This window comes from Spirosoma panaciterrae DSM 21099, assembly GCF_000374025.1.
GTDB classification, from domain to species: domain Bacteria; phylum Bacteroidota; class Bacteroidia; order Cytophagales; family Spirosomataceae; genus Spirosoma; species Spirosoma panaciterrae.
Genome location: NZ_KB893174.1, coordinates 148,504 through 160,290, shown reverse-complemented (window position 1 = coordinate 160,290; position 11,787 = coordinate 148,504). Strand labels below are relative to the sequence as shown.

Annotated in this window: 7 protein-coding genes and 1 pseudogene; 2 read left to right on the top strand and 6 right to left on the bottom strand. The window is 51.1% G+C overall.

The window, feature by feature from the left end:
* The first annotated feature begins 46 nt into the window (after positions 1-46).
* A complete protein-coding gene (locus tag B153_RS0106310) occupies positions 47-1,789 on the top strand; it encodes a glutamine--tRNA ligase/YqeY domain fusion protein (protein ID WP_020595842.1) in 1,743 nt (580 codons plus the stop codon).
* A gap of 182 nt (positions 1,790-1,971) precedes the next feature.
* Here B153_RS0106310 and B153_RS0106305 read toward each other — a convergent pair whose 3' ends face one another.
* The 3 genes and pseudogenes from B153_RS0106305 to B153_RS34745 all read right to left on the bottom strand — a co-directional run bounded on the left by B153_RS0106305 (position 1,972) and on the right by B153_RS34745 (position 5,767).
* On the bottom strand, positions 1,972-2,472 hold the full coding sequence (locus B153_RS0106305) for a YybH family protein (protein WP_020595841.1): 501 nt from the start codon (positions 2,470-2,472) through the stop codon (positions 1,972-1,974).
* Complete coding sequence (locus B153_RS0106300; protein ID WP_020595840.1) at positions 2,472-4,190, bottom strand: M14 family metallopeptidase; 1,719 nt, start codon at positions 4,188-4,190, stop codon at positions 2,472-2,474. Before B153_RS0106300 ends, B153_RS0106305 begins: the two co-directional genes overlap by 1 nt.
* 128 nt (positions 4,191-4,318) lie before the next feature.
* A pseudogene (locus tag B153_RS34745) lies at positions 4,319-5,767 on the bottom strand (amidase family protein).
* A gap of 416 nt (positions 5,768-6,183) precedes the next feature.
* Here B153_RS34745 and B153_RS0106290 point away from each other — a divergent pair.
* Positions 6,184-7,773 carry a serine hydrolase domain-containing protein gene (locus B153_RS0106290; RefSeq protein ID WP_020595837.1) on the top strand — a complete coding sequence of 530 codons (1,590 nt, stop codon included), beginning with the start codon at positions 6,184-6,186 and terminating at the stop codon, positions 7,771-7,773.
* Between the two features lie 79 nt (positions 7,774-7,852).
* Here B153_RS0106290 and B153_RS0106285 read toward each other — a convergent pair whose 3' ends face one another.
* From B153_RS0106285 to B153_RS0106275, 3 genes are read right to left on the bottom strand one after another with little or no spacing between them, the layout of a single operon-like run.
* Positions 7,853-10,093 (bottom strand): xanthine dehydrogenase family protein molybdopterin-binding subunit, encoded by a 2,241-nt coding sequence (locus B153_RS0106285; RefSeq protein ID WP_020595836.1) that lies wholly within the window; start codon positions 10,091-10,093, stop codon positions 7,853-7,855.
* Positions 10,090-11,115, bottom strand: coding sequence for an FAD binding domain-containing protein (locus tag B153_RS0106280; RefSeq protein ID WP_020595835.1), 1,026 nt, complete (start codon positions 11,113-11,115; stop codon positions 10,090-10,092). The genes B153_RS0106285 and B153_RS0106280 overlap by 4 nt, the downstream gene beginning before the upstream one ends.
* Entirely contained in the window at positions 11,112-11,765 is a 654-nt protein-coding gene (locus B153_RS0106275; RefSeq protein ID WP_020595834.1) for a (2Fe-2S)-binding protein, read from the bottom strand. The genes B153_RS0106280 and B153_RS0106275 overlap by 4 nt, the downstream gene beginning before the upstream one ends.
* Positions 11,766-11,787 lie beyond the last annotated feature (22 nt).

The following is an 11,787-nucleotide window of genomic DNA, read 5'->3' as shown; positions in this document are numbered from 1 at the left end:
GTCAAAGGCCGTAATTTCGGGCCTTTATTACGTGCGAAGTAACGATATGGCGGAAGCAACGAAGGAACCCGAAGAATCCCTTGCCGGTGAGAATAACTCCTCTGACCGCAACAACGCAGGAAGCTCTCTCAATTTTATCGAACAAATTGTTGAAGACGATTTAGCCGCTGGTAAAAACGGTGGACGCATTCATACCCGTTTTCCACCCGAACCCAATGGCTATCTGCACATTGGCCACGCCAAATCCATCTGCCTTAATTTTGGACTGGCCGATAAATACGGCGGACAGACAAACCTACGCTTCGACGATACCAATCCCGTTACCGAAGACACCGAATATGTCGATTCGATCAAGAACGATGTGCACTGGCTGGGCTTCGACTGGGAAAACGAATTCTATGCTTCTGATTACTTCGATCAGCTTTATCAGTTTGCTGAAACCCTTATTCAGAAAGGGCTGGCTTATGTCGACGATTCAACGGCGGAAGAAATAGCCGCGCAAAAAGGGACGCCAACCGAACCGGGTCGGATGAGCCAATATCGCGACCGGAGCGTGGATGAAAACCTCGATCTGTTTCGGCGTATGAAAGCGGGTGAATACCCCGACGGGGCAAAAGTGCTGCGGGCCAAGGTCGACATGGCGTCGCCTAACATGCACATGCGCGACCCGATCATCTACCGGATCAAGCATGCCCATCACCACCGTACGGGCAATGCCTGGTGCATTTACCCCATGTACGATTTCGCCCATGGGCAGTCAGATTCGATTGAGCATATTACCCATTCACTCTGCACGCTGGAATTTGAAGTACACCGGCCCCTGTATGAATGGTTTATTGAGCAACTAAACATTTTCCCCTCCCGACAAATTGAGTTTGCCCGGCTCAACCTGACCTACACGGTTATGAGTAAACGGAAGCTGAAGCAGTTGGTCGAAGAAGGGCACGTTAGCGGCTGGGACGACCCCCGGATGCCAACCATTGCCGGTATTCGTCGCCGGGGCTACACACCTGCCAGCATCCGTGAATTTGCCGACCGCATTGGTATTGCTAAACGGGATAATCTGATCGACGTAGGCTTGCTGGAGTTTTGTATCCGCGAAGAACTGAACAAAACCACGCACCGTGTCATGGCTGTGCTGGACGAAAAACCGCTGAAACTGGTCATCACCAATTATGAGGTTGGTCGGGAAGAAATCATGCACATCGAAAACAACCCTGAAGACCCCAGTGCAGGTGAGCGAGAGGTTCCGTTCAGCCGGGAGGTCTATATCGAACGGGATGATTTCATGGAGAACCCGCCGAAGAAGTTTTTCCGGCTCTTTCCCGGCGGCATGGTTCGGCTGAAAGGCGCTTACATCATCAAATGCGATGAAGTTGTCAAAGACAATGCGGGAGAGATCATCGAACTACGCTGCTCTTACATTCCCGAAAGCCGCAGTGGTTCGGATACGTCGGGCATAAACGTAAAAGGCACCATCCATTGGGTATCGGTTCCGCACGCAGTCGAAGCTGAAGTTCGCCTGTATGACCGGCTTTTCTCGGTCGAGAACCCGGCGGCCGACGAACGCGAATTCCGCGAACTGCTGAATCCCAACTCGCTGGAAGTAGTCCGCGCTTTCGTGGAACCGGCCCTGGTAGAAGCCGCCCGTTCGGAAGCCATTCGTAACTTCCAGTTCATGCGCAAAGGTTACTTTGTCCTCGACTCCGATTCCACCGCCGAAAAGCCCGTCTTTAACCGAACCGTCACCCTGAAAGATAGCTGGGCGAAGGAAGTGAAGAAGGGATAATCTATTAATTGAGTACGTTTCCGTTATATGGTCTATATTCTGCAAAGAATGTCTTTGGACAAATATTTGCAGAATATAGATCTTTTTACATCCGTCATCAATCGACTTAACAACGTATAAAAAAAAAACCGATTGGCTGACAAAAATTACCTATTCGGTTTATTCAAGATAGATTTTCTCAATCACTTTCCGCATTCGGCACTCCCGGTACAACCTAAACTCACAAACAATTCGGAACGGATTTTCCAGCCGGAGTCGGTCCTTCGCCACATAGCCAGATACGTTCCCGTTATGATCTGTGTGCCATCAGTTCTGCGAAATCGACCTTCCCAATGCCCATGCTCGGCGGCTAGTGGCCCCGTAGTGCTGATGTCGATGCGATCGGTGTACCGAATATACCCCAGAAAAGCCGGGTCTTTGAACTGAACCGCTACAGAGGCCAGCACTGAATCCCGGCCCGATACGTGCGAACCACTACCCCGCGTCACCTCTATGTCCGGCAACATCGTCTGACCAAACCCACGAAGATCTTTTGCCTGAATGGCCTGATTCGATTGTAACCGCAACGATCGGATAGCCGTAACATCTGCCGACTCTGCCTGCTTAGTCGCATTGACCTGAGTCCATCCATAAACGGGGATTACCCAACCAAGAAGGAACGCACTTACATGTAAAGTTGTCATCAGTTTAGTCGATAAACCGGATAACGGTTATGGGTTTTCTCGTAATAGGGTGTCTGTCGATAGATAAAGTCCAGTTGCGCATCCGCGTTTTCAGCAAAGGCTTTGTCGGAAGCTCGTTTTTCGGCCAATTGTTTCTGTAACTCCGGGCTTTTCTTTAACAGTTCGGCCGCCGTATCCTCAAAGATATAGTCCGAAAAATATTCCTTCTGGTCCAGGATACTATCAAAGAAATTCCAGGCAAAGAAGGAATCGACTCCCTGTGGTTCCAACGTTTCAACAATGTATCGGTTCGCAGATTGGTCCGTCTGAATCAGATAATCTCCCTTGTAGAATTGAATCGACTGCGATTCAGTCCGCACCTTCACACCCGTATGCGGGTAATGGCCTTCGTAGGGGCGTTGCGGGGTTTTGAGATCCGTGATGTAGTAAGCCCTTACGGTCATCATCGTATCTTTCGACAACACCCTGAACTTCACGCCATTCCGTTTTAATTCATCAATCACTTCAGCCCATCCCTGCGGAATGACATAAGCCCGAGGCTTATCGACCTGTACATCAACAGCAAAGGTATTCCAGTACGGCACCCGCTTCGTAAACGGCTTCGTCCGGTCGTAATATAGTCGCTTCAGCCCCGATACTTCGCTGGGTTTATAGGCAGCCGCATAGCCAAGAAATGTAATCGAGTCCGTCTTGCTACGGTCGAGTTTATAACTTAGCGGAAAGATTGTCTGCTGGCGGATGGCTTCGTCGGCCCGTTTCTGATTGGCCAGAATCGTTTGGAATTCCCGATCACACAGGTGTAGCACTTCTTCATCGAACACATAGGATGCTCGTACACGAGCCGGAAAGGGTTTCCACATATGCGTTTCGAGCGTAAATCCAAAACAATTGAACAAAGCGGCATAGCCTGTCGAATAGCGGGGCGAATCATTGTAACCAATCAGTCCCGTTTCCGGTGTATCGCCCGCATGGTTCACATAAGGAGCTGGCGGAAAGCCTTTGTTCATTAACTGCTTATCCAATGCAGGTTGAAACGACCGAACCATATAGCCTGAAACCAACGGATGGAGCTTATCTTTCTGTGTAGCAAAATAGGTCAATACATGCTGGTAGTCAGCGCCATCGCTGGTATGATTATCAATAAATACCTGGGGTTTCAGCGCCTGAAACATAGTCTGAAAAGCCCGGGTATTTTGGGCCTCAGCTTTAATAAAATCGCGGTTGAGGTTCAGGTTACGGGCATTCCCCCGAAACCCATACGACTCCGGCCCATTCTGATTGACGCGCGAAACACTCCGGTTCAAACTCCCACCTACATTATAGACAGGCACAATAGCAACCAATACATTTTTAGGGAGTTTGTTGGCTTTCAGCAGATCACGCGCCAGCATCATGCAGGCATCGATGCCTTCAGGCTCGCCGGGATGTATCCCATTGTTGATCAACAACGTAACTCGCTCAGGCCGGGAAGAAAATTGTTTATCAGCCGCCAGCAGAAAGAGGTGCAGTGGTTTACCACTGTCGGTTTTCCCGATTTCGATCAGTTTAGCCTGGTCATACTGCTGATCCAACTGGCGATACCAACGGATAATCTGCTCGTAGGTCGCCGTCTGATTCGTATCTCGTTCAAACGGTGTCAGCGAAGCCGCCCGATGTTGCGAATAGGCAGCCGTTGAGAGAGTAAGTAGTATGCAAAATAAAAATGCGGGTCGGGTCATAAGATTACTTCAGGAAACAGGAACAGATAGCACACCAATTCGTAGGATCAGTAGGCTTTACTGAAAGGTAAAGTCACAATCACCCTACTAATCTGAGCACAATTTGGTCAATGGCTTTAATACGCTTGTCACTTTCTCTTTTTCCTGGGCAGGACGGGCGTGCTTTCGGGAGGATGCCGATGATGCGTAGCCTGTTCGTAGGCATAACATAACCGAATGAGCGTTGGCTCGCTGAAAGGGCGCCCGAAGAATTGCAGTCCGGCGGGTAAGTCGTTGTAGGTAAAACCCATGGGTACCGTAAACGCCGGAAAGCCCGTGGGGGGCGAAAGGGCATTGTTGTTCGTACCCGATGGCGTATTCAAGTCGCCTAGGAGCCGGGGTGGGTAGCTAAATGACGGATATACCAGCGCATCGACGCCCGTTGAGTCCATAGCCCGAAGAAACAATGTACGTAGCCGTTCTCGCAAGGCCATATTTTTCCCCCACCCTTTGTGAGCCTCTGGGGCCAGCGTATCCTTATCCGAATCCTCCAGTGTTTTTTCAATACTCGGGTGAAACTGTCGCGACTTGATAATGGATGTCAACGATTTATGTGGAGCATTGGGACCCAGGTTGGCCAGATAGACATTGAAATCACGACGAAGCTGTGGAATGGTGTCGAACGACTTGTTGATCGTATCCAGTTCGGGCACTCGTACCGAATCAATTACCGTTGCCCCTGCCGCCCGCAATTCGTCCAGCGCTTTGTTAAAAAGGGCATATACCTGCGGGTCCGAATTTTTCGGCGTACAAAGTTGGCGAAATACACCGATGCGGGCTCCTTTCAGCCCATTCTTATCCAGGTACTGCCGATACGAAACGGGCATTTTACCCGCACTCCGCCGAGTTACGGTATCGGCTTTGTCGTACCCCACTATTACCTACAATACCCGAACGGCATCGTCAACTGTACGACAAATTGGGCCTCCGGTATCATTCGTCAGGGCCAGCGGGGCAATGCCGTCGCGACTGACCAAGCCCAGCGTTGGTCGGAAACCTACCAGACTCTGATGCGACGATGGCCCACGAATCGAACTACCGGTGTCGGTTCCTAATCCAATCGTACCAAAATCGGCGGCAACGGCAGCGGCTGTCCCCCCACTCGACCCGGCTGTTGTCCGTTTTGTGTCGTAGGGGTTCCGGGAATAGCCCGGTAAAATTGAACTTACCGAAACCTGCCCCGAAGTAGCAAACTCCGCCAGGTTCGACTTGGCAATGATAATTGCTCCAGCCTCTCGGATGCGCTTTACCACAAACGCATCTTTGGGGGGAATCGACTTTTTCATGGCCAGCGTTCCGTTGGTAGTTGGCATATCGAAGGTATTGTAATTATCCTTCACAATCACAGGTATCCCGTGCAGAGGGCCGACAAATTTACCTGTTGCTTTGTACAGTGAATCGAGCCGATGGGCTTCTGATATTGCTTTCGGATTTACCAGGATAATCGCATTCAGGAATGGCCCCTGCTTGTCGTAGGCTTCGATACGGTCGAGGTAAAGCTGGACCAGTTGAACGGCGGTAAGCTTACCCTTCTGCATGGCCGTGTGTAGCTGCTCAATCGTAGCTTCCTGCACGTGTTTGGGTTTGAACGGCTGAGCGTGCGTGATGATGGTTTTCAAACATACAAGTAAACAAAGAGGAAGAAGACGTTTTAGCATTTTTGATGATGAGTGAGAGGGTTACGGTTAAAATAACGCCCAAATACTATTTGGAAAATCGCAAGATGATCCAATGAATTGCTATAAAAATAGCCCGATTCATAGAACAATCGATCAGCAACCTAAAATAATGCAACTCTCCATTTCTTTAAACACGTTTTGAGAAACCAAACTGATTTCCATACTGCATTTTCATTGGGTATAAAGTAATTTTCATCCCTTTCCCTCCTTTTGGATGTGCTCCACTGGACTGATTCACAAACTCCATACGTCAGCAAAACCTATTAGGCAAAACCATGAAGTTAAACCGTAGAGATTTCCTGCAACAGCTCGGCTTTGGCGCGGCTGGCCTGCTGATTTCCAGTAACCTGCCAACGACGGGTTGGGCTTTTCCGACCAAAACGGGCAAACTACCCCGAAGCCTGCCCGAAGCGCAGGGCGTATCCGCCAGTGGCCTCCTGGACTTTCTGAACGCCATCGAAACTCAGAAGCTTAACGTACACAGCGTTATGGTGTTGAAGCATGGTCAGGTGGTGGCCGAAGGGTGGTGGGCTCCGTATGCTCCTCAGTATAAGCATACCCTGTATTCGCTCAGTAAAAGCTTTACCTCTACCGCCGTTGGTATGGCCGTTGCCGAAAAGCGATTTACGGTCGACGACAAGGTGGTCAAGTTCTTTCCCGACGACGTGCCCGCAACGGTCAGTGCCAACCTGGCGGCTATGCGGGTGAAAGACCTGCTCACGATGTCGACCGGGCACGATAAGGACACTACGGGTGCCCTTCGCAATGGCGATGCGAGCTGGGTCAAATCCTTTCTGGCTCAACCCGTTGAGCATGAACCCGGAACGTTTTTCGTTTACAACAGCGGAGCCACCTATATGCTTTCGGCCATTGTGCAGAAAGTGACGGGCCAAACGGTACTGGAGTATCTGAAACCACGTTTGTTTGGACCTCTGGGCATTGAAGGCGAAGACTGGGAGGTGTCGCCACAGGGCATCAACACGGGCGGCTGGGGGCTTCGGGTACGTACCGAAGACATTGCCAAATTTGGGCAGCTGTATCTCCAGAAAGGGATGTGGAATGGCAAACGACTGATTCAGGAATCATGGATCAACGACGCAACCAAAGCTGAAGTGCAATCGAAAGGCGGCAAGGGTGATGCCAGTGTCAACGACTGGATTCAGGGGTACGGTTACCAGTTCTGGCGTTGCCGGAACGATGCTTACCGGGGCGACGGAGCTTACGGACAATACTGTATCGTATTACCCAAGGAAGATGCTGTGATTGCGATGACCTCCGAAACGGCGAATATGCAGGCGGTACTAGATGCAGCCTGGAATCATATTTTACCTGCCCTTCGCGGAACAAATCTGGCATCGGGCAAAACGCAACAGTCTGCCCTGACCAAGAAGCTAACAGCGTTAACTCTGCTGCCAGCCTCCAGCCAGCCCTCTGCAACGGTTGCTAGTCAAATCAGCGGGAAGACTTACACCATTGCCGATAACGCACTGCATGTCAAGGATGTATCCTTAACCTTCGGAAAGGACGGCTGCATTTTCAAGCTTCAGGATGATAAAGGACCTCATCAGGTACTGTGTGGGGTAAATCGATGGGTGGAAAGCACCACCACATTTGCCGTAGCCCCACTCATGTTGACCCCTACGCCTGTTCCGGGCAGCGAAACCCGTAAAGTAGCGGGGTCTGGAAGCTGGCAGGATGCCAATACGTTCGTAATGGTCTGGCGGTTTATTGAAACAGCCCATTACGACACCGTTACCTGCCGATTCGGTGCCGATGGCGTACAGGTCGAGTTTCAGAGCAGCTTAAATGTTCTGGCTAAAACCAAAGACAAACGCCCTGTTCTGGAAGGGAAAGCGGTTGCCTGATTTTATGATCGTTGGTAGTCATTGCAAGCATATCAATTACTAAGAATGCCAGTCAATGACTACCAACGACCAATAATGACTAGATCAACCGATCCAGCGTAATAGGCAGGTCTCTTACTCGTTTGCCTGTTGCATGGAAGATGGCATTGGCAACGGCGGCAGGCATAGCTACAATGCCTATTTCACCCACCCCTTTGATACCCAGTGGATTGACAATCGTGTCATTTTCCTCTACAAAAATAACGTCGAGGTCATGGATATCCGCATTGACCGATACATGATACTCGGCCAGGTTATGGTTCATGAAACGGCCCACGTTATGATCCAAAATACTTTCTTCGTGTAGGGCTTTGCTTATGCCCCAGACCATACCGCCCAATATCTGGCTACGTGCCGTTTTAGGATTCAGGATTCTACCTGCAGCGATGGCGCTCACGGCCCGAGTTACTTTTACCGTTCCCAGGTCTTCATCGACCATAACCTCCACAAACGCGGCTGAGTGAGTAGCCCGTGCATAATCCTTTTGCTTCAACGCATTAGGCAATCCAGTCGATGTTTCCCGAACGGCCTTACCTCCGTTCAGGTCAACCAATGTCTGTAGCGACACGGCCGTAGTTGGCTCACGCTTTAGCCGAAGTTGCCTATCGGCAAATTCAATATCTTCCCATTTGGCTCCTTTAAAGGGGGAACCTGCTAATTTTTTTGCTAATTCCAGCAGCGATTTTCCAACAGCTTCGCAAGCAGAGTGAACCGCCATACCGACCGTAGCGGCCGTCCAGGAACCACCCGAAATGGGGGCAACGGGAAAATCCGAATCCCCCAACTTAAACAGGACATCTTCCATGGGAACCCCGAGCGCATCGGCTGCGATCTGGGTCATGATGGTATACGTTCCGGTTCCGATGTCGGCAGTGGCACTACTGACCCATAGTTTGCCATTGACCAGTAAAGCAGCCTCAGCCCGAGCGGGCATCTGGTTTGCCTCCCAAATGCCGGTAGCCATGCCCCAGCCAATCAGGTTATGTCCCTTTCGCATCGAGCGGGGTTCAAACTGCCGTTTAGACCAGCCAAATCGCTCGGCTCCCTGCTGAAAACACGCCCGAAGTTCTTTGCTGGAAAACGGCTTTTGGCTATTGTGATCCAGATCAGTATAGTTTTTCAGTCGGAGTTCGAGCGGGTCCATGCCCAGTTCATAGGCTAATTCATCGACTGCTATTTCCAGTGCCGAGATCCCCGTTACACCCCCTGGCGCCCGCATATCGAGCGGGGTATACACGTCCAACGGTACAAGCTTATAATCCTGGGTAACGTTTTCGGGCGGGTACAGCATTCCTCCCCAGTTCGTAACGATTTCGGTATAATCCTCAAAACGAGACGTTTCCCCTCGGGCATCGTGGTATAGGGCGTTCATGGCTCCATCGGCCGAAGCACTGATGGCTACATTCTGTACGGTAGCCGGTCGGTGGCCGAAAGTGAACATTTGCTGGCGGGTAAGTGTCACGCGTACAGACCGCTTCAGTTCGAGCGACGCCATAACCGCCATAAACAACTGATACTGCGGCCGTAAGCCAGAACCGAATCCGCCCCCCATATAGGGAGAGAGCACCCGGATATTCTTGAATGGAATATCAAACACCTGCGAAACGTACAGAATGCTATTCGTTACCCCCTGGGTTTTATCGTAGATGGTCAGCTTCGGTTTCTTCCCTCCTTTTTCATATACAACCGTACTGGCAAACAACTCCATCGGATTGTGGTGCTCAGCCGCATGACTATACCGACCATACATTTTGACGGGAGATTCTTCATAAACGGTGTTGAAATCACCCTTTGGCTTAGGAGGTGGTGGTTTCAACAAATCGGCTACCCCATGTTTTTGAGGCCGGGCACGGTGCAGATTCGCTTCCAGGCTCGTTTCATGCGGCTCTTCTTTATACTCAACCCGAATCAACGACGCAGCATACCGAGCTACTTCAAACGTTTCGGCTACAACCAGCGCAATGGGTTGTCCGCTGTATTTAATCGTAGCATCCTGCAAGGGGCGAAAAGGCGAACCGGGAGGAGCATCCTGATCTTTGTAACTAATGTCGAACCAGGCCAGCCGGGGGCGGTTTTCATGCGTAAATACCTGCAAAACGCCATCCAGACTCAACGCTTCGCTGGTATCGATCCGGGTAATTTTCCCTTTAGCAATAGTACCCGATACCACGTACCCATACGCCAGGCCGGGCACCTGAAACTCAGCGGCATATTTTGCTTTTCCGGTCACTTTGTCCCGACCGTCGACACGATTAATGGGTTTTCCAATTACCTGACTCATTCGGTTGGTTCAAGTTTAGCGGCCTGTCCGAGTGCGCGGACAATGGCCCGTTTTGCCAGTTCAATTTTAAACGTATTGGCCCCATATCCCTGAGCCCCGGCCAGCAACGCATCGGCAGCGGCCTGAAACGACTCCTGGGTAGTGGGTTTTCCAACCAGTAAAGCCTCTGCTTCGGGTTTCCGCCAGGGCTTATGGGCTACGCCACCGAGGGCAATGCGGGCGTTTGTAATGGTATCCCCATCCAGCTCCAGGCCAGCCGCCACCGATACGAGTGCAAACGCATAGGAAGCCCGGTCACGAAGCTTTAGATACATATGGTTATCTGCAAAACCATTCGGCGGCAGGTCAATGGCGGTTATCAGTTCATCCGGTTCCAATGCATTATCGATGTGCGGGGTGTTGCCGGGCAATCGGTGAAATTCGGCGAAGGGAATGGTACGCTCGCCATATTTACCCGTAACCTGCACGACAGCCTCCAGCGCTGCCAGCGCGACGCACATATCGGATGGATGGGTGGCAATACATTGTGGCTCAAGCGCCCGCCCTTCCTGATCAAAAAGGTGCGTCCCCAAAATGGCGTGGATTCGATTGAAGCCTTCGATCGCGGAGCAGCCAGAACCGGGTTGCCGTTTATTACAGGGCGTTGCTGCATCATAGAAGTAATAGCAGCGGGTTCGTTGCATCAGGTTACCCCCATTCGTGGCCATGTTTCGAAGCTGGGGAGAAGCTCCTGCCAGAATGGCCTGAGACAGCAATGGATAGCGCTCCTGAACCCGTTTGTTGTAAGCAGTATCGGCATTGGTAACCAGAGCCCCCAGTCGCAGTCCCCCTTCGATGGTTTCGGTGATACTGGTCATGGGCAACCGGGTGATGTCGATCAGGCGCGACGGCTTTTCGACCGTTTCCTTCATCAAATCGAGCAGGTTGGTTCCCCCTGCAATGAATCGGGCTCCTGTTTCAGCAACCCGTTCATCGACGGCATGCTCCACAGAATCAGCGCGGGTGTAGGTAAAACTGTTCATACGGTCTGCTGATTTATAACTTCCTCAATCGCCTGTACAATGTTCGTATAAGCTCCACAACGGCAAATGTTGCCACTCATGAGTTCCCGAATGTCGGCCGTTGTTTTAGCTTTCCCTTCGTTGAGCAGCCCTACTGCCGAGCATATCTGCCCCGGTGTACAATAACCACACTGGAAAGCATCGTAGTCAATAAACGCTTTTTGAATCGGGTGCAGACCATCTGGAGCATCGGTACAGGTCTGCGCAATCCCTTCGATGGTGGTAATCTGCTTGCCTTCCTGCATAATGGCCAATGTGAGGCAGGCGTTAATGCGTTTCCCATCGACCAGAACGGTACAGGCCCCGCATTGACCATGATCGCAGCCTTTTTTGGTACCAGTCAGGTCCATATACTCGCGCAACGCATCGAGTAAAGACGTCCAGGGGGCTAGTTGCAGTTGGGTTTCGGTACCGTTGACGGTCAACGTAACGGTATGCGTGGGTGGCAAAGAAGGCGTATGCGTAGCCTTCGGGGGAGCTTCAGCACTCAGCGTCATAACAGTCCAGAGTAAGTGTACTTCCAGAACCAGATGCGCCTGTGGTTGTTCAATAATCTTGGCAAATGGGACAAACAGACTGGGGATGGTTCGGCGGCTTATGATGTAATACAATCTGTATCAATCATAAGCCGCC

Excerpts from the sequence above, each read along its gene's own strand:
- B153_RS0106310 (WP_020595842.1), top strand. The coding sequence starts at position 47 with ATGGCGGAAGCAACGAAGGAACCCGAAGAATCCCTTGCCGGTGAGAAT.
- B153_RS0106305 (WP_020595841.1), bottom strand. The coding sequence starts at position 2,472 with ATGACAACTTTACATGTAAGTGCGTTCCTTCTTGGTTGGGTAATCCCC.
- B153_RS0106300 (WP_020595840.1), bottom strand. The coding sequence starts at position 4,190 with ATGACCCGACCCGCATTTTTATTTTGCATACTACTTACTCTCTCAACG.
- B153_RS0106290 (WP_020595837.1), top strand. The coding sequence starts at position 6,184 with ATGAAGTTAAACCGTAGAGATTTCCTGCAACAGCTCGGCTTTGGCGCG.
- B153_RS0106285 (WP_020595836.1), bottom strand. The coding sequence starts at position 10,093 with ATGAGTCAGGTAATTGGAAAACCCATTAATCGTGTCGACGGTCGGGAC.
- B153_RS0106280 (WP_020595835.1), bottom strand. The coding sequence starts at position 11,115 with ATGAACAGTTTTACCTACACCCGCGCTGATTCTGTGGAGCATGCCGTC.